General features: G+C 69.6%; 15 protein-coding genes and 1 pseudogene. 9 read left to right on the forward strand and 7 right to left on the reverse strand.

Translation table 11 applies throughout. The annotated features are described in order from the left end of the window. Nucleotides 1-4 precede the first annotated feature (4 nt). The 4 genes from LXT13_RS04425 to LXT13_RS04440 form a co-directional block, all read right to left on the reverse strand. Nucleotides 5-1,288 (reverse strand): tryptophan--tRNA ligase, encoded by a 1,284-nt coding sequence (locus LXT13_RS04425; protein ID WP_233370408.1) that lies wholly within the window; start codon nucleotides 1,286-1,288, stop codon nucleotides 5-7. A gap of 79 nt (nucleotides 1,289-1,367) precedes the next feature. Then, on the reverse strand, nucleotides 1,368-3,302 hold the full coding sequence (locus LXT13_RS04430; protein ID WP_233370409.1) for a glycoside hydrolase family 3 protein: 1,935 nt from the start codon (nucleotides 3,300-3,302) through the stop codon (nucleotides 1,368-1,370). Nucleotides 3,303-3,411: 109 nt separating this feature from the next. Then, nucleotides 3,412-4,248 carry an archaetidylserine decarboxylase gene (asd, locus tag LXT13_RS04435; RefSeq protein WP_233370410.1) on the reverse strand — a complete coding sequence of 279 codons (837 nt, stop codon included), beginning with the start codon at nucleotides 4,246-4,248 and terminating at the stop codon, nucleotides 3,412-3,414. Between the two features lie 50 nt (nucleotides 4,249-4,298). Beyond that, nucleotides 4,299-4,616 carry a helix-turn-helix domain-containing protein gene (locus LXT13_RS04440; RefSeq protein WP_233370411.1) on the reverse strand — a complete coding sequence of 106 codons (318 nt, stop codon included), beginning with the start codon at nucleotides 4,614-4,616 and terminating at the stop codon, nucleotides 4,299-4,301. 90 nt (nucleotides 4,617-4,706) lie between these two features. Between LXT13_RS04440 and LXT13_RS04445 the strand changes: the two genes are divergently transcribed. The 6 genes from LXT13_RS04445 (at nucleotide 4,707) to LXT13_RS04470 (ending at nucleotide 10,517) form a co-directional block, all read left to right on the forward strand. Further along, nucleotides 4,707-5,072 (forward strand): VOC family protein, encoded by a 366-nt coding sequence (locus LXT13_RS04445; protein ID WP_233370412.1) that lies wholly within the window; start codon nucleotides 4,707-4,709, stop codon nucleotides 5,070-5,072. Between the two features lie 43 nt (nucleotides 5,073-5,115). After that, nucleotides 5,116-5,913 carry an oxygen-dependent tRNA uridine(34) hydroxylase TrhO gene (trhO, locus tag LXT13_RS04450; protein ID WP_233370413.1) on the forward strand — a complete coding sequence of 266 codons (798 nt, stop codon included), beginning with the start codon at nucleotides 5,116-5,118 and terminating at the stop codon, nucleotides 5,911-5,913. Nucleotides 5,914-6,018: 105 nt separating this feature from the next. Next, complete coding sequence (locus LXT13_RS04455) at nucleotides 6,019-7,320, forward strand: UDP-N-acetylglucosamine 1-carboxyvinyltransferase (protein ID WP_233370414.1); 1,302 nt, start codon at nucleotides 6,019-6,021, stop codon at nucleotides 7,318-7,320. Next, nucleotides 7,317-8,222, forward strand: a complete 906-nt coding sequence (locus LXT13_RS04460) for a pseudouridine synthase (protein ID WP_233370415.1) — start codon at nucleotides 7,317-7,319, stop codon at nucleotides 8,220-8,222. Before LXT13_RS04455 ends, LXT13_RS04460 begins: the two co-directional genes overlap by 4 nt. Further along, entirely contained in the window at nucleotides 8,219-9,319 is a 1,101-nt protein-coding gene (locus LXT13_RS04465; RefSeq protein WP_233370416.1) for a GGDEF domain-containing protein, read from the forward strand. Before LXT13_RS04460 ends, LXT13_RS04465 begins: the two co-directional genes overlap by 4 nt. 223 nt (nucleotides 9,320-9,542) lie before the next feature. Further along, nucleotides 9,543-10,517, forward strand: coding sequence for a GGDEF domain-containing protein (locus LXT13_RS04470; RefSeq protein ID WP_233370417.1), 975 nt, complete (start codon nucleotides 9,543-9,545; stop codon nucleotides 10,515-10,517). Between the two features lie 11 nt (nucleotides 10,518-10,528). Here LXT13_RS04470 and LXT13_RS04475 read toward each other — a convergent pair whose 3' ends face one another. Together LXT13_RS04475 and LXT13_RS04480 are read right to left on the reverse strand one after the other, a co-directional pair. Then, nucleotides 10,529-11,347, reverse strand: a complete 819-nt coding sequence (locus tag LXT13_RS04475; RefSeq protein ID WP_233370418.1) for an HDOD domain-containing protein — start codon at nucleotides 11,345-11,347, stop codon at nucleotides 10,529-10,531. Nucleotides 11,348-11,385: 38 nt separating this feature from the next. Then, nucleotides 11,386-12,147 (reverse strand): TSUP family transporter, encoded by a 762-nt coding sequence (locus LXT13_RS04480; protein ID WP_233370419.1) that lies wholly within the window; start codon nucleotides 12,145-12,147, stop codon nucleotides 11,386-11,388. A gap of 755 nt (nucleotides 12,148-12,902) precedes the next feature. Here LXT13_RS04480 and LXT13_RS04485 point away from each other — a divergent pair. The 3 genes and pseudogenes from LXT13_RS04485 to LXT13_RS04495 all read left to right on the forward strand — a co-directional run. Next, nucleotides 12,903-13,661, forward strand: coding sequence for an NF038120 family PEP-CTERM protein (locus LXT13_RS04485; RefSeq protein WP_233370420.1), 759 nt, complete (start codon nucleotides 12,903-12,905; stop codon nucleotides 13,659-13,661). 27 nt (nucleotides 13,662-13,688) lie between these two features. Beyond that, nucleotides 13,689-16,859: a S8 family serine peptidase gene (locus tag LXT13_RS04490; protein ID WP_233370421.1), complete on the forward strand. Its 3,171-nt coding sequence runs from the start codon at nucleotides 13,689-13,691 to the stop codon at nucleotides 16,857-16,859. Between the two features lie 720 nt (nucleotides 16,860-17,579). Next, nucleotides 17,580-17,804: pseudogene (locus LXT13_RS04495) on the forward strand (group II intron reverse transcriptase/maturase); the annotation flags it as partial. 98 nt (nucleotides 17,805-17,902) lie between these two features. Here the strand turns inward: LXT13_RS04495 and LXT13_RS04500 are convergent. Then, nucleotides 17,903-18,325, reverse strand: coding sequence for a hypothetical protein (locus LXT13_RS04500; protein WP_233370422.1), 423 nt, complete (start codon nucleotides 18,323-18,325; stop codon nucleotides 17,903-17,905). Nucleotides 18,326-18,348: the final 23 nt, after the last annotated feature.

Here is an 18,348-nt window from a genome sequence, read left to right on the forward strand (position 1 = left end):
GCGCTCACTCGGCCTGGAAGGCAGCCAGTGCCGCCGAGATGACCTCGTCGCTGGCTTCGCGCTGCACCGGTGCATCCGCGACCCAGCCTTCGCGCTTGAGCCGCGCGACCCACTGGCCGGCGTCGCGGCCCTGCTCGAAGCCGCGGCTCTGCAGCAGCAGCTCGCCGCCTGCCGACAGCAGCTTGAAGTAGAACTGGCCGTCCGCCTCGCGGTACTGCTTGAAGACCGGCAGCGCCGCCTTCTCGGCCTTGGCCACGGCCGTCGCGGCGCTGGCCGTGTAGGGACGCAGGCCGACGGCCGCGCGCAGCTCCTTCAGGAACGGTACGGCGATGGCGCGGGCCTTCTCCGCGCCACGCTGCAGGATGGCCTCCAACTGCGCCGGGTCGGCCATCAGCGCGTCATAGCGCGCCCGCATCGGGCCGATCTGACCCTCGATGAGGGCCACCAGCTGCTGCTTGGCCTCGCCCCAGGACAGGCCGCCACGCAGTGCGGCACGGAAGGCGGCGCGCTGCTCGGGCGTGGCGAAGGCGTCGTAGATCGTCACGAGCGCCTGGCCTTCCGGGTCCTTCGGCTCGCCGGGCAGCTTGCTGTCCGTGACGATGCGCGCCACGGCCTCCTGCAAGGCCTTCGGCCCGCCCTCGAACAGCGGGATGACGTTGTCGTAGCTCTTGCTCATCTTGCGGCCGTCGAGGCCCGGCAGCAGCTCCATCTCGGCGTCCACGACGGCCTCGGGCAGCGTGAACAGCTCCCGGCCCTGGCCGAAGAGGTGGTTGAAGCGCTGGGCGATGTCGCGCGCCATCTCGATGTGCTGCACCTGGTCCTTGCCGACCGGCACGCGGTGGGCGTTGAACATCAGGATGTCGGCGGCCATCAGCACCGGGTAGCTGAACAGGCCCATCGTCACGTGCGCGTCGGGCTCCTCGCCGGCAGCCGTGGCGGCGTCCACGGCGGCCTTGTAGGCATGCGCCCGGTTCATCTGGCCCTTGGCCGTCACGCAGGTCAGCAGCCAGGTCAGCTCCGGGATCTCGGGGATGTCGCTCTGGCGGTAGAACGTGACGCGCTCCGGGTCCAGCCCGGCGGCCAGCCAGGTGGCGGCGATGGCGCGGCTGGAGCGGGCGATGCGGTCCGGCTCGTCGCACTTGATCAGTGCGTGGAAGTCGGCCATGAAGTAGAAGCTCTCCACGCCGGGCGTGCGGCTGGCTGCGATGGCCGGGCGGATGGCGCCGACGTAGTTGCCGAGGTGCAGGGTGCCGGTCGTGGTGATGCCGGTCAGGACGCGGTGGGACATGGGGCGCTGTCGCAAGAAAAACAGCCCGGATTGTGGCGTCAGCGGCGCTTGTGCGCTGACGCCACGGTGCCCAGCCGGTTCAGAGCGGGCAGATCGCCGGGTCGGCCGGCTCGGGCAGCCGTTTGGTGTCGCTGCGCGTTTCTTTGCCGCTCAGGCCGCCGCCCACCGGCCACCAGGGCTTGGTCTCGTGCGCACTGAACTGGCAGGGGCCCGCGGGCCACGGGAAGGGCAGGCGGCCGGTAAAGCCGGGCCACTGGCCGGTCGCCGGGGCGACCAGCACGTCCGTCAGGCCCGCGCCCTCGCTGCCGGGCTGCCAGGCGGCGACGAAGGCGTCGCTGAGGTTGGCCAGGTCGTTGACGTACAGCGGGCGGCCCGAGTACAGCAGCGTGACGACCGGCGCACCGCGCCCGGCCACGCGCTGCAGTACGGCAGCGTCCTGTGGCTGACGGCGGCTGAAGCGCAGGTTCTCGGTCAGCCGCACATCGCCCTCGCCCTCGGCGTATGGCGTCTCGGCCAGCACGGCGATGACGGCGTCGAACTTCTGCGGGTCGCTGTGGCTGCCGTCGGCATCGAAGGTTACCTGGGCCGCACCCAGGCGCTGGCGCAGCGCCGCGAGCAGCGACGTGGCCTGCGGATAGTCGGCGTTGGTCGTGTCGCGGCCCTGCCAGGTGATGCTCCAGCCACCGGCCTGGTGGGGCAGGCTGTCGGCCGCGGTACCGACGACGAGCACGCGGGCGCCGGCCTTCAGCGGCAGCAGGCCCGGCTTGTGCTTCAGCAACACGAGGGATTCGCGCACGGCGCGGCGCGCCAGCTCCGGCGCCTGCAGCGCCTCCATCGTGGCCGGCACGTCGGTGGGGACCCGCATGCTGAACTTCACGCGCAGGATGCGTCGCACCGCATCGTCGATGCGGGCCAGCGGCACGCGGCCCTGCTCGACGTCGCGCTGCAGATTGGCGTGGAAGGTCTTCCACTGGTACGGCACCATGATGACGTCGATGCCGGCATTGATCGCCTCCGGGCAGCTCTCGGCCGTGCAGCCCGGCACCTGCGCGATGCCGTCCCAGTCGCTGACGATCAGGCCGTCGAAGGCCAGGCGCTGCTTCAGCACGTCGGTCAGCAGCGTCTTGTTGCCATGCATCTTGCCGTGCTGCACGAAAGCGGCGGTGTCGGTCCAGCTGCTGAACGAAGCCATGGCCGTCAGCACGCCGGCGTCCAGCGCGCCGAGGTAACCGGCGCCATGCACCTGGGCCAGCTCCTCGGGCGTTGTGTTCGTCACGCCCTGGTCGATGCCGCGGCGCGTGCCGCCATCGCCGACGAAGTGCTTGGCCGTGGCCAGCACGCCGCGGCCGTCCTTCAGGCCGTCCTGCAGCCCCTCGACGGCGGCCTGGCCCAGCCGCTTCACGAGGGCCGGGTCCACGCCGAAGCTCTCGTAGGTGCGGCCCCAGCGCACGTCCTGCACGACGGCCAGCGTCGGCGCGAACGCCCATTGCACGCCAGTGGCGCGCACCGCGCGGGCCGTGGCGCGGCCGATGTCGCGCACGAGGTCGGCGTCGCGTGTGGCGCCCAGCGCGATGTTGTGCGGGAACAGCGTCGCGCCGCGCACGTTGTTGTGGCCGTGGACGGCGTCCGTACCCCACAGCAGCGGCACGCCGGGAGTGGCCTGCTGGGCCGCGGCCTGATATTGGTCGGACAGCGCGCGCCACTGCGCCGGCGTCGCCGCACGGTCCTGGCCGGGCCAGCCGCCGCCGCCATTGAGCACCGTGCCGATGGCGTACTCGCGCACTTCGTCGGGCGTGATGGCGCGGATCTCGGGCTGCACCATCTGGCCGATCTTCTGGCGCAGCGTCAGTGTCTTCAGCGTGGCCTCCACGCGCGCTTCGACGGCCGGGTCGCGTTGCGGCTGGCGCGCCGGCCAGGCCTGCACGATGGCATCGGCCTCGGCGGCGCCCGCGCCGGCGGCGAAGGCGATCAAAGTGGCAGTCAGGGAGGGAAGGAGCAGGGCGGAGGGCTTCATCGTCATCCTGTGGCGGTTGAGACGGTCTCGGGGTGCTGACCGCGCCAGCGGCGCGGCGGGGGACAACTGTGCCGCATTTGGGCCCGCCTGCGGCGCGGGGGCACAGGCGTCAGCGCGCCATCGCCTCGCCCATGCGGATCTTGCCGCCGGGCTGCCAGGCCGGGTTGAACTGCAGAGGCGACTTTTCGAAGAGCATGACCACCGTCGAGCCCAGCAGGAAGCGGCCCATCTCGTCGCCCTGCTTCAGCGCGACCTGGCCGGGCACGTAATCCCACTCGCGCACGGGGCCGCGGCGGCTGATGCTGCCGTGCCAGACGGTGGCCATGCTGCCGACGATGGTCGCGCCCACCAGCACCAGCACCCATGTGCCCAGCGTGTCGTTCTCGAACACGCAGACCACGCGCTCGTTGCGTGCGAACAGGCCCGGCACCCCGCGGGCCGTCGTCGGGTTCACCGAGAACAGCGCGCCCGGCACGTGCACCATGCGCAGCAGCCGGCCGTCGGCCGGCATGTGGATGCGGTGGTAGTCCTTGGGGCTCAGGTAGAGGTTGGCGAACAGCCCGTCGCGGAACTTCGCGGCCAGCTGTGCGTCGCCGCCGACCAGCGCCGTCGTCGTGAAATGCTGGCCCTTGGCCTGGAAGACCTGGTCGCCCTCGATGCGGCCGACCTGGCTGATCGCGCCGTCCACCGGGCACACCAGCGGCGCCTGCGCGATCGGCCGCGCGCCGGGCTTCAGCGCCCGCGTGAAGAAGTCGTTGAACGTCGCGTAGGCGGTGATGCTGGGCTCGGCCGCCTCGTCCATGTTGACGCCATAGCGCGCGACGAAACGCCGGATCGTCGCCGTCGTCATGCCACCGCGCGGCTTGCTGGCGATGCGCCCGGCCAGGCGCGTCATGGCGCGCTTGGGCAGCAGGTATTGGGGGAGGACTTTGAGGCGATCGGACATGGCAGGGTCCCTGCAAGGGTCGCGGATTCTAGGAGTGCCGCCGTCGGTCGCTAGCCGGACCGCCAGGGCGCCACGACACGGCGTAGCGGTGCGGTCGTCGTGGCTTCGACATCCGCGTCCAGCAGCCCGCGGCGCTTGAGGTGCCGCACGGCGGCCTGCACGGTGGACTTGGCCAGGCCCGTGCGCGTGGCGATCTCCTGCAGGCTCAGCGGCACCGCGTCCTGGCGCCGGCGCTGCGCCTCGCAGGCCAGGCATAGGTAGACGAGAAAGGCTGACGGGCGGCGGTCATGGCCGCAGAGGTCGGCCATCAGCGTGTCGACGACATAGGCGTCGAGCTGGTGCGGCCGGGGCGCGGGTGGCGTTCGCATGCCGATGAATGCTATAGCAACGATCGAACGGGGCGCCTGTCCGGCGCTTCCACAATCGCGGCACGCCCTCGTTCACGTCCGGAGCTTTCCATGATCACTCACGTCAAGTTCGTCGGCATCCCGGTTGCAGACCCGGCTCGCGCGCTGGCCTTCTACCGCGACCAGCTCGGCTTCGCCGTTGCGACCGACCAGCCGATGGGGCCCGGCAAGCGCTGGATCGAGCTGCGCATCGCGCATTCGGCCACGCGCGTCGTGCTGTTCACGCCCGAGGGCCACGAGGACCGCATCGGCACCTTCTTCAACGGCTCCATCGCCTGCGACGACGTCGAGGCCACCTACCGGCAGCTGCAGCAGCGCGGCGTCGAGTTCGTCGAGCCGCCAACGGCCCAGCCCTGGGGCACGTTCGCCAAGTTCAAGGACTCCGAGGGCAACGTCTTCGTGCTGTCCTCAGGCTGAGGCCGCCGGCCGCCGGCCGGCGCCGCGGCGACAATTCGCGCCGATGCCTTTCGTCCACAGCTCCTTCTACCGCTTCACCCCCGTGCCCGACCCCACCGGCTTCGCCGAGTGGATGCGTGAACGCGGTGCGGCGCTGGCACTCGGTGGCGTCGTGCTGGTGGCCGAGGAGGGCCTGAGCGCGGCCATCGCCGGCGAGGCCGACGCCGTGCGGGCGATGGAGGCCGAGCTCCAGGCCCGGCCCGGGCTGGCCGGCCTGCGCTTCAAGCACAACGCCTGCGAGCGCCGACCGTTCAGCCGGCTCAAGGTCAGCGTCAAGCGCGAGATCGTCGCCTTCGGTGTGCCGGGCGTGAAGGGCGACGCCACCGACACCCACGTCAGCCCGCAGCGCTGGCGCGAGCTGCTCGACGACCCGGACACCGTCGTCCTCGACAACCGCAACACGTTCGAGTTCCAGCTGGGCCGCTTCCGCGGCGCCGTGGATCCGGGTGTGGCGCGCTTCCGCGACTTCCCGGCCTATGTCGATGCGCACCGCGACGCCTGGCGGGGCAAGACGGTCGCGATGTACTGCACCGGCGGCATCCGCTGCGAGAAGACTGCGGCCTGGATGCAGCAGCAAGGCCTGCAGGTGGCGCAGCTGGACGGCGGCATCCTGAGCTTCTTCGAAGCCTTCCCCGACGCGGCGCGCGACTGGCAGGGCGAGTGCTATGTCTTCGACAAGCGCATCGCCATCGACGCGGCAGGCCGCGAGACCGGCACGACGGCCGAAGCCGTGTTCACAGACCCGGCCGACGCCTGGCGTCTGAACCGCGCCCGACGGCTGGACCCGACCGCGGAAGATTGATGCCCGTAGCGCGGAACAAAGCTTCCGCGCGCTGGCCGCCGCGCCGCAGCACAAACGCAGACAATCCCAACGCGCGCCGCTTGCGCGCACTGCCTTCCACCATCGATGTCCCACCTGATCGTCCACGGCGGCACGCCCCTCTCGGGCCGCATCGTTCCCTCGGCCAACAAGAACGCCGTCCTGCCCATCCTCTGCGCGACGCTGCTGACCCGGCAGCCCGTGCGCCTGCGCGGCGTGCCCGAGATCACCGACGTGAAGAAGATCGTCGAGGTCTTCCGCAAGCTCGGCTCCAAGGTCGAGCTGGACTTCAAGACCGGCATCCTCGACGTCCACCACCAGGACACGCACTTCGACCCCTCGGTGGACCGCCTGCCCGAGGAAATGCGCTCGTCCATCATGCTGGTGCCCGGCCTGATGGCCCGCTTCGGCGCGGCGCGCATCGAGGACGACGTCAAGGGCTGTACGCTGGGTGCGCGCGAGATCGACCCGCACGTGGAAGTCTTCGAGCGTTTCGGCGCCGAGGTCGAGCGCCTGCCCGACGGCCTGGTGCTGCGCGTGAACCGTCCGCTGAAAGCCAATGCGCACTGGACGGACTACGCTTCCGTCACGACGACCGAGAACTTCGTGCTGTGCGCGGCGCTGGCCGACGGCGTGTCCACGCTGACCAATGCCGCCAGCGAGCCGCATGTGCAGGAGTTCTGCAACTTCATGTCCATGCTGGGCGCGAAGATCGAAGGCCATGGCACCTCCAAGCTGAAGATCACCGGCGTGAAGGACCTCGGCGGCGCCGACTACACGTTTACTGAAGACTTCCACGAGATCGTCACCTTCCTCGCGCTGGGCGCCATCACCGGCGGCAACGTGCAGGTCAAGAACGGTGCGCCGGAGATGTTCCCGCTGCTGGACCGCACGTTCGCGAAGTTCGGCGTGCAGATCGTGCACGAGGATGGCTGGAGCCGCTGCGTCGTCGATGGCCCGCTGAAGGTTAAGGAGCCGTTCACGCGCAACATCCTGCAGAAGGTGGAAGCCGCGCCCTGGCCCTATGTGCCGGTGGACCTGCTGCCCATCTTCGTCGCGCTCGGCATCAAGGCCGAGGGCAGCGTGATGTTCTGGAACAAGGTCTACGACGGCGCGATGGGCTGGACCAGCGAGCTCGCCAAGTTCGGTGGCCATGCCTTCCTGAGCGACCCGCACCGCATGATCACCTTCGGCGGCAAGCCGCTGAGCCCGGCCGAGGTCGAGAGCCCCTACATCATCCGCGTGGCCATCGCGCTGCTGATGGTGGCGGCCAGCATCCCCGGCAAGAGCGTGATCAAGAACGCCACGCCCATCCGCCGTGCGCACCCGAACTTTGTCGAGCACATCGGCGAGCTGGGCGCACGTATGGAGTGGGTCGAAGGCGATTGAGCCGTCCTCGCAAGCCGACGCTGCCGCTGCGTGACGGCGTCGGCGCCAGCGCGGTGTTCTGCCCGCCGGGGCTGTGGGCGACGATGGCGGCCTTCCTCGTCGAGCGGCTGCCGCGCGTTGCCGACTGGCCCGAGCGGCTGGCCCGTGGCGACGTGGTGGACGACGACGGCCGACCCGTCGATGCGGCCTATCGCGGCAACCGCCGCGTCTACTATTGGCGGCATCTCGACGACGAGCCGGTCGTGCCGTTCGAGGAGCGCATCGTCTTCCAGGACGAACACCTGCTCGTCGCCGACAAGCCGCACTTCCTGCCCGTCTCACCGGTGGGCCTGTACGCACGGCAGACGCTGATGGCGCGGCTGCGCCACAAGACGGGCCTGGCCGACCTCATCCCCATCCACCGCCTGGACCGCGAGACTGCGGGCCTCGTCGTCTTCAGCGTGCGCCCGCAGGACCGTGACGCCTACCACCGGCTGTTCCGCGAGCGGGCCGTCGACAAGGTCTATGACGCCATCGCGCCGGCCGGCGACGGGCCCTGGCCGCGCGTCGTGCGACACCGGCTCATGGAGCCCGACACCGAGCAGTTTCTGCAGATGCAGGTGGTGGACGGCGAGCCCAACGCCGAGACGCGCGTCGACCTCGTCGAGCGTTGGGCCGGCGGACTCGCGCGCTACGAGCTGCGGCCGCTGACCGGCGCCCGCCACCAGCTGCGCGCGCAGATGAACGCGCTGGGCCTGCCCATCGTCGGCGACCGTGTCTACCCGGTGCTGCAGCCGCACGAGAACCCGCCGCGCTTCGACGCGCCGCTGCAGCTCGTCGCCCGCGAGATCGCCTTCGTGGACCCGGTCACCGGCGCGTCACGGCGCTTCGCGCGCGACACCGCCACAATCGTGGCCTCATGACGTCCACCCCCGAAGCCCAGGTCCAGGAGTTGCGCCGCCAGCTGCAATCGCTGCTGGAAGCCGCCAAGGCCAACGAGCGCAAGCTGGACCGCTTCGACGCGCTGGAGCGGCGGCTGATGGCGGTGGAGTCGATGGAGGAGCTGGTCAACCTGCTGCTGGTGGACTGCCGGCACGATTTCCAGCTTGACGCCGCGGAGCTCTGGCTGCTGGATCCGGACGGCGAGCTGAGCCGCGCGCTGCCGGCCCTGCCGATGGCGCGCGCGCCCCGGCTGCTGGACACGCATGGGCCGCTGCGGGACATGTTCGGCGCCGTGCGCGCCACGCGCCTCGTGGGCCCCGGCCATGGCGAGGCCGTCGTGGCGCAGGCCTTCGGCGACGACACACCGATGCGCTCGGCGGCGCTGCTGCCGCTGATTCGCCAGGGCCTGCTGATTGGCAGCCTGCACTTCGGCTCGCGCGACCCGGAGCGCTACGACGCCACGTCGGGCACGAAGTTCCTGGACCGGCTCTCGGCCATCGCGGCGATCGCCATCGAGAGCATGCTCAACCGCGAGCGCCTGCGCCGCGCCGGCATGACCGACGGCCTCACCGGCGTGCACAACCGCCGCTACTTCGACCACCGCAGCCTCATCGAGTTCAGCCAGGCGGTGCGCCACCGCTACCCGCTGGCCTGTCTGTTTCTGGACATCGATCACTTCAAGGCCATCAACGACGGTCACGGCCACCCGACCGGTGACGAGGTGCTGCGCCAGGTCGGCGGCCTCATCCAGCGTTCGCTGCGCACCGGCGACCTGGCCGCGCGCTACGGTGGCGAGGAATTCGTCGTGCTGCTGCCGCGCACCGACCTCGCCGGCGCCCGCGAGGTGGCCGAGCGCATCCGGCTGATGGTGCAAGACGCGCCGTTCATCACGCCGGACGGCGGCACGCTCAATGCGACGCTGTCCGCGGGCCTGGCGATGCTGCAGCCGGGCGCGGCGAGTTTCGCCGAGCTGCTGAACTCGGCCGACCAGGCGCTCTACGAAGCCAAGCGCGCCGGGCGCAACCGCACGGTGGCCGCTGCGGCTGACATCAGCGCAGCAACCGCAGCGGCCTCGTGAACATCTCGCCACGGCGGCCGCAGGCCTTGCTGAACGCGTAGGCGGCGTTCAGCGTCACGGCGTCCGGCCGGGGGGGGGCTGCAGTTCATGGTGCGAACTCCAGGGCGACTTGCCCCGCCCGGATGCCAACGATTCCCGCACAGTGTGATGAAAACCCCGACCTTCGGGGGCAGCACGCAAGTGTCACCGGCCGTGACAATTTGTGGCCTTGCCGTCATCTCTGATGAGCCTCGATTCCTCCGCCCCACTGCAGGACGCTTCGCGCCGGTCCGCCTCGCTGCGCCTGCGGCTGGGGCTGGCCATGCCCGTCGTCGTGGGTGCCATGGTGGGCTGGTTCGAATGGCGCGATGGCGGGTTCGAGCCGCTGCTGCCCGGGCTGACGCATGCCGTCGAGCTGGTGGCCGCGCTGAGCGTGGCGCTGATGCTGCTGGTCGAGGCGCTGCTGCTGCGCCCGCTGCGCCAACTGGCCAGCGGCTGCGAAGCGATGGAGTCGGCGCCCGCGCCGCAGGCCGCCGACATGCCGGAGCCTCGCCTCGGGGCCGAGCTGGATCGCATCGGCCATGCGATGCACCGGGCGCAGGGCTCGCTGTGGCAGCACGACCACGAGGCGCGCGAATTGCGCCGCCAGCTGGCCGAACAGCGCGACCTGCTCGAGCGGGCGCATGCGGCACTGGAGGCCAACCAGCGCGAGCTGGCCAGTCTGGCGCGCATCGATGCGCTGACCGGGCTGACCAACCAGCGGGCTTTCGACGAATCGCTGCGCCGTGAGTTCAAGCGCGCGCAGCGACAGCGCGGCCTGCTGGCCCTGGCCGTGCTGGACCTGGACGAGTTCAAGCAGTTCAACGAGCGCCACGGCACGGCCGTCGGCGATGCGACGCTGCAGCGCGTGGCGGCCCTGCTGAACGAGCGCTTCAAGCGTGACACCGACATCGTCGCCCGCCTGGGCGGCGAGGAGTTCGTCGCGCTGCTGCCCGGCTGCGGCATGGCCGAGGCGCAGGGCGTGCTGGAGCTGGTGCGCGAAGACCTGCGTGCGCTGCACCTGCCGGACGGCCGGGGTGACCTGACGCTGAGCATCGGCCTGGCGGCGCTCAGTCCGGCCCATCCCTACCTCAGCGCGCAGGCGCTGATGCAGGCGGCCGACGAGGCGCTCTACATCGCCAAGCACGCCGGTCGCGACCGGCTGAGCCTGGCGGCGTAGTAGCCGCAGGCCTAGCGGCCGTGCTCCTGCGCGGCCTGCAGCTGCTCGTTGACACGCCGAGCGGCGCGCAGCACCAGCGTCTCGTCGAGCTGCGCCTGGGGCGCGATCTGCGCCGCGATGTCGTCAACCTGGTCGGCGTGGTTCATCAGCGCCCAGGCGACTGTGGAGATCGCCGCGACGCTGCGGCGCGCCAGTGTCTCCGGCATCGTCAGTGTGGACTGGATCTCGACGTGATGGCGCACACTGGCCACCGCCGCGGGGTTCAGTCCCCAGCTCTCGCACAGCGCGGCGCCCAGCGCGTCGTGGCTGACGCCGAAGGCCGTCTTCTCCAGCTCCACCAGCTCGGCGTCGCGGGTGGCGGCGCGCAGCATGGCGGGGTAGTGCGCCGGTGCGTGTCGGTACAGCACCGCCTTGCCGCATTCCTCGAACAGACCGGCCGAATGCGAGGCCCAGGGATCCACACCCAGCATCTGGCCCATGCGGCCCATCAGCAGGCCGCGCTGCGACGCGCGCGCCCAGACGGCCTCCAGCTCGGCGGCGGCGGGGAAGGCGGCGCGCAGGCCCATCTCGAAGGTGATGGCGGCGACCTCGCGCATGCCCAGGTAGGTCAGCGCCTGCTGCACCGTCTGCACGCGGCCACGCAGGCCGTACAGCGATGAGTTCACGGCCTTCATGACCGCGGCGGCGAGCGCCATGTCGTCCTCCACCAGCGATGACATGGCCTGCAGGTCGATGTCCTCCTCCGCCATCAGCAGCGACAGCTTCACGAGGACCTCCGGCTGGGTCGGGATCTCGATGTCCAGATTGCGCAGTTGAGGGTCGACGGGCATGGTGATCTCGGGAACGCAGGGGAAGCCCGGATCGTAGATCAGCGGATGAAGGCGTCGAAGGCTGTTTTGAGGATGAGAGCGCCTACGACGAGAACAAAGACACCCCGCACGAACCCGGCGCCATGTTTGAGCGCGAGCCGCGTGCCGAGCAGGCTGCCGGCGACGTTCGTGACGGCCATGACGCCGGCCAGGTGCCACCACACATGGCCCTTGGCGGCGAACAGCGCGATGGCGGCGGCATTCGTCAACAGGTTCATCAGCTTGGCCGTGGCCGACGCGTGCAGGAAGTCGTAGCCCAGCACCCGCACGAACAGGAAGACGAAGAAGCTGCCCGTGCCCGGGCCGAAGAAGCCGTCGTAGAAGCCCACCGCCAGCGCGATGCCGCCGGCCACCATCGCCTCGGCACGCCCGCTGAACCGGGGCGCGTGCTCGCGGCCGAGGTCCTTCTTGGCCAGCGTGTACAGGAAGACGGCCAGCAGTACCGCCGGCAGCGCCTTGCGAAGGCCTTCGGGGCTGACGTGGGTGAGCACCCAGGCGCCCGTGAAGCTGCCCAGCGCCGCGAGCACGGCGGCCGGCAGCAGGTTGCGCCACGGCAGCGAGACGCGCCGCACGTATTGCAGCGTGGCCCAGCCCGTGCCCCAGATGGCCGCGCTCTTGTTGGAGCCCATCAGCGTCGCGGGCATCGCCGCTGGGTACGTACTGAAGAGCGCAGGGGTCAACACCAGGCCGCCACCGCCGGCGACGGCGTCGATGAAGCCGGCGAGCAGCGAGGCGAGGGCGACTGTGGCAAGTTCGAGCATGGGGTTCGGCCGGGCTTGCCCGTGTTCCGCCACGAGACCGGACCCCAAGGCGCAAAACGAAAGGCACAAATAAAACGGCCACCAAGGGGTGCCTTGGTGGCCGGCGGGATTGTCTTCGGGTTACGAAGCAACCGACTTGTCTTGTCTCCTCACAACCCGCCCGGCGGCCCTGGGAAGGACCCGGAACCGCGTCGAGTGAAGAGAATGTATTGCCCCGCCGCGGTGCATAGAACTGGGGTTAGCCCTGGTTTTCGTCTTTGTGCAGGGCATTGGTGAGCCAACTTGGTGCATTCCGGGCGCTGCTCGCCGTGGCGCCGTTGCGGGCCTTTCCTCCATTTCGGGTGTCGTCGTCATGGGAGGACAGCGCTTTCACCGAGGCGCCAGAGGCCCGATTCGGCAGCCGTTGGGCAAAAACACCAACGCCACATCGGCATGCGACGCCTGTTGCACGAAGCCGACAGTGCACGGCGGCCTGTTCCGTCCGCCACTTCTTCGCCAGCGCTCGATCGGCGCCTAGCACATCCGCTTCGGCCGACGTGCCGCCTCGCGATGGCGCCTTGCCACACCCCCCGCAGATGGATGGAGGGGAACTGTGTATTCGGTCACGCAAACCGGTCCCACAGAATCAATCGCCCTGCAGGCCTTGTCTGCGCAGGGAGCCCGCCTCTTTCCACGCCTTGGCGGGCTGCGCGCCGCTCACCAGGCGCCGCGCTCCGGCACTCCACGATCAACTGGCAAAGAAAGAGGGTATGTGAATGAAGAAGGTCCTGACCTCGCTGGCGCTGGCGGTTTCGGCGCTCACCCTGTCGGCAACGACATATGCGGGGGTGCTGCGTTCGACCATCGATTTCGAGACGCCGATCGACGGCTCGCCGTACCTCACCTTCCCTGCCGAGACCGGAGTACTGGGCTCCGGGGATGAGTTCTACCAACCGGGCATGTCCGGTCGCACGCTCTGGGTCGACGCGTTCTCCAACTCGCCGCTCGCCCTGCCCGGTCGCCTCGTCGGCAGCATCCTCAGTGGCGCGTGCGCCGACTTGCTGTGCCCGTCCAACAACTCGAGCTCCTATGTGGCCCTGCTCGACGACGCGGTGCTCGCGTTCGGTCATGCCGACGGCTTCACGTTCTCGGTGCGAAGCCTCAGCGCCAGCTTCATCGGCAACGGTGACCCGGTTAGCAGCCTCCCCGGGTTCCTCGCGCTCCAGGGCGTTCGAGACGGCGCGAGCCTCACGGCCTACTACGCCTTGACGGGTCTGGACGCCGATGGCCATCTGAATTTCGCCACCATTGATACCGGGGCGTTCGGAGACTACGAGTTCGACTACGTCTACGCCTATGCCTATGCGTGCACGGGCACCGTCAGTGGCAGCAACTGCAGTGCGTTCTCGACGAACGAGGCGCAGTTCGCGCTGGACGACATCGTCATCGAGCATGTGCCCGAGCCGGCCAGCCTGGCATTGGTCGGCTTGGCTGGTCTCGCCCTCGTCGGTGCGCGTCGCCGTCGTGCCGTCTGAACCGCCGCCTCATCGAAAGGTCACACCATGAAGATGAAACTCACGCCCGCGGCCCTGGCCACCCTGATCCTTGCTTCTGGCCTCGCCACCGGCGCCTTCGCCCAGGACCGCAAGACCTACATCGTCCAACTCAAGGACGAGCCCGCTGCCTCCTACACCGGGACCGTAGCCGGCCTCACCGCCACGCAGCCCGCGGCCGGCCAGACGTTCAAGTACGGCGCACCTGCCGTGCAGTCCTACATCAACTACCTCGGTCAGCAACAAAGCAAGGTGCTGGCGGTCGTGGGCAGCGCGCCGGTTCTGGCCACCTACAAGGTGGTGTTCAACGGTTTCGCCGCGAGCCTCACCGACGACGAAGCTCGCGCGCTGGCCAGCAACTCATTGGTCGCCGGCCTGTGGCTGGACCAGCCCCGCAAGCTCGACACCATTTCCACCTCCCGCTTCCTCAAGCTCAGCGAGCCGGGTGGCCTGTGGTCGCGCACCGCGGGCGGCGCGGCGCTGAAGGGTGAAAACCTCGTCATCGGCGTCATCGACGGCGGCATCTGGCCCGAGAACCCGGCCTTCTTCGACCGGGTCAAGCCGGACGGCACGCCCAGCAACAACCCCGGCGACGCGCTGGCCTATGGCCCCGTGCCGGCCACTTTCAGCGGTGCCTGCGTGGCGAGCGCCGGCATCAACCCGGCCAAGCATTGCAACAACAAGCTCGTCGGCATCAAGTACTACAACACGGGCTTCAAGGCCAGCAAGGAAACGTTGCACTGGACCGACTTCGCCGACTCCGGCCGTGACTCGTTGTCCGGCGCCACGGGTCATGGCGGCCACGGGGACCACACCGCGTCCACTGCTGCCGGCAACAGCAATGTGCCGGTCGTCATCAACGGCACCGTCGTCGGCATCGCGTCCGGCATGGCGCCCCGCGCGCGCATCGCGGCCTACAAGGTCTGCTGGACCTACGTGAAGCCGGATGCCACCGACGGCACCGGCAGCAAGAACAGCTGCTACACGTCCGACTCGGTGGCCGCCATCGACGCCGCGGTCGCTGATGGTGTCAACGTCATCAACTACTCCATCAGCGGCTCGCAGACCTCCGTCAACGACCCCGTCGAGCAGGCCTTCTACCGCGCCTCGCTGGCGGGTGTCTTCGTCGCCGCGTCGGCCGGCAACGACGGTCCTGGCCAGGCGGTCGCCCACATCAGCCCCTGGCTGACGACCGTCGCCGCGTCCACGCACGACCGCGCCTTCTCCGGTAGCGCTACGGTGGGTGGCGTCACCTACACCGGCGGCTCCACCACCAAGAACGGCCTGCCCAGCACCGACATGATCCTGGCCGAGAACGCCGGTATCGGTGGCGGCAATGCCAGCCTGTGCTTCAGCGCGTCACCGCCTGCCGGGCAGGTGCTGCTGGACCCGGCCAAGGTGGCCGGCAAGCTGGTGGTCTGCACGCGCGGCACCAATGCCCGCGTCGACAAGGGCGATGCCGTCCGCAATGCCGGCGGCAAGGGCATGATCCTCGTGAACGCGTCGGCCGGCCAGACGCTCGACAGCGACTTCCAGTCGGTGCCGACCGTGCAGGTCAGCAATACCGATGGCGCCGCCATCAAGAATTACGTGGCCAGCACCGGCAGCCCCAAGGGCGTCATCAACCCGGCGGTGCTGGGCAGCAAGCCGGCGCCGATCATGGCCGACTTCTCCTCGCGCGGCCCGAACGCCGGTGACGGCAACGTACTCAAGCCCGACCTGACCGCGCCGGGCGTGGACATCATTGCCCAGGTGACGCCGGCGCAGGACGAGACGCAGAAGGCGCAGATCGCCGCCGGCACGCTGGTGCCGCCGCCGGCCTGGGACAGCTACAACGGCACCTCCATGTCCAGCCCGCATGTGGCTGGCCTGGCGCTGCTGCTGAAGCAGGCCAACCCGACCTGGGGCCCCGGTGCCATCAAGTCGGCGTTGATGACGACGACCTACTCGACGCTGGACGACGGGCTGCCTTCGCCGCAGAACGGCTTGCTGCCCTGGGCCCAGGGTGCCGGCCACGTCGACCCGCAGAAGGCGGCCGACCCGGGCCTGGTCTACAACGCCGGCAAGAATGACTGGGTCAAGTACCAGTGCAAGGTCAACAAGGCGGCCGTGCAGCCGGCCAGCGACTGCACGACCATCGGCACGCTCGACGAGACCTACAACCTAAACCTGCCGTCGATCACCGTGGGCTCGGTCACCGGCTCGGTCGTGGTGCAGCGCAGTGTCACCAATGTCGGCGCCTCCTCGGCGACCTACAGCGCCGCCGTCAAGTCGCCGCCGGGCTTCACCACCAGCGTGTCGCCCACGTCGCTGACGCTGGCGCCTGGTGAGACGAAGACCTTCACCGTGTCGCTGACGCCAGCGGGCGCCGCCGAAGGCGTCTGGCAGTTCGGCCAGCTCGTCTGGAACGATGGTGTGCACGCCGTTCGTTCGCCGATCCAGGCGCGCGCCGGCAAGGCCATCTCGGCGCCGGTGGAGTTCACCGACACCAAGACTTTCGGCAGCAAGCTGTTCACCGTGCGTACCGGGTTCTCGGGTCGCATGGGCGCGATCAAGGGTGGGCTGAAGGACGTGACGATGGGCGTGGAGACCAGCCTGTCGCCGTTGGCCACGAGTTCCTCGACGCTGGCCACGCGCTGCCGCAGCACGACGAACTACGCCTCCATCGCCAAGTACGACTTTGCGCTGCCGGCCGGTGTCATCGTCGCGCGCTGGGCCTTGCGCCAGGCCGACGTGGGCAGCGCTGATGACGACCACGACATGATCGTTGTCAACATGGCCACCTCGACGTCGAGCTACTCCGGCAACGATGGCTCGGACGAGGCCGTGCAGATCGTCTCTCCTGCAGCCGGCAGCTACCGCGTCTGCGTGCTGGCCTATGGCGGCACCGCGCCGATGAAGCACCGGCTGTCGAGCTGGATCGTGTCGCCCAACGACCCCGCAGGTCTGCTCACCGCGCTGCCATCTCAGGTCTATGCGGGGGGCTCCGCCACCGTCGGCCTGGTTTGGTCGGGGGTGCCGGCGGGCAAGCGCACCGTCGGCGGCGCGCAGTGGCTCGACGCCTCGGGCGTTGTGCAGGCGACCACCGTGCTGCGCGTCTCCACGGACGGCAGCGTGCCGGTGCAGAACGTGCCGAGCAACATGCCCGGCAAGCGGGTCGACGCGACCTTGAAGCAGTAGGCCGCCACTGTGCACGGCCCCGTTTGCCGGGGCCTCGTCAGGGCCGCATGCCGTCTGGCTGCGGCCCTTTTCTTGTGCGCTCAGCATGAGCGCACTTCTCGCGGGTGCAAGTCCCGCCGTAAGTTGATCACAGCGAACGAAGCGAAGCGCAACTGCATGAGGGTGACCGGATGTTGGAAGGAAGCGTGGAGCGAAGCTGCGAGCCGATGAACAAGAACCGGATAGAAGGCACTGGCGAGCAGGGCGAGCGGGCAAGAAGCCGCAAAGCTCTCGTGATCAACGCGAAGCGGTGTAAATCCGGCGGCTGTGCAGCGAAGGAGTGCGGTCTTACCTGAGGAGATCCCGCCTTGTGCCTGAAAGGGCGACGGCCATGTCGGAGCGGGAAGTCAAGCCGAGTTCTTAGTAGCCGGGTAGCGGGGCCGCCGAGGCCACCAGCGAGAGGCGAAGGACCGAACGAGAGCAAGTGACCCAGGACCTGGGAATGTCAAAGACATGCGTCAGATGCTGGAGCGATCCGGGCGGGCAGGTGTAGCGCACGGTGAAGCCGGGCGTGATCCAGTCAGCGACGAAGCCTGCAGCCCGTCCCAGGAACTCCAGGGCACAGGGGCGGCAAGGTCGACGGTGGGGACGGGTGCCCTGCTGGAGGCTGCGCTGACGAGAGAGAACCTAGAAGCGGCGTGGAGGCGGGTCAAGGCCAACAAGGGCGCGCCGGGCAGGCGCGAGCTGGACGAGTGGCTGCGCCACCGGCTGCGAGCCATCCAACTAAAACAGTGGAAACGCGGCACCACCATCTACCGGGAACTACTCGGTCTGGGGACTGCGCCGCAGTTTGCACGACAGGTGGCGGCGAACGGCCGCTGCTGGTGGCGCAACAGCGGCAAAGCCCTCAACCGCGTGCTCACCATCGCCTGGTTCGACCGACTGGGCCTGCCCAGACTCTCATGACCTCAAGCGCTCGAACCGCCGGGTGCGGACCCGCATGCCCGGTGGTGTGGCAGGGGCGCCTCCTAAGATGGAGCCCCTATGCCGATTGGCGCGGCGTGCTACGGCGCGCCGCGTCGGGTATCGGCGGGCGGCGCCACCTGGCAACGGCCTGCCACGCAGGCGGCCACCGGTGCGGTGACGACCGCGCAGTTGGAGCGCAGTTGGCTGGCCTCCACCTCGCGCCGGTGCGCCGCGGCCTGGCGTGCGGCCAGCGCCTTCAACGCCTCGCCGTCCGTGCCCTGGGTGGACCAGGCCCAGTAACCCGCCGGTCCACCGCAGGCCTTGGCGCCCACCGGCACCACGCGGCATTGCGCGTCGCTGTTGCACGAGGCATCGCCGATGAGGGTGCGCAGCTCACGACCCAGCCGGACCGACTCCGCTTCCGCCGCTTCCGCCGCTTTTGGCGCCATGGGCGTTTGCGCGCAGCTGGCGAGGGCGGCGCTGGCGAGCGCGAGGGGGAGCAGGGGGCGACGCAGCTTCATGCGGCTATCCTGGGCCGGATGCC

Source organism: Pelomonas cellulosilytica (assembly GCF_021353265.1).
GTDB lineage: Bacteria > Pseudomonadota > Gammaproteobacteria > Burkholderiales > Burkholderiaceae_C > Pelomonas > Pelomonas cellulosilytica.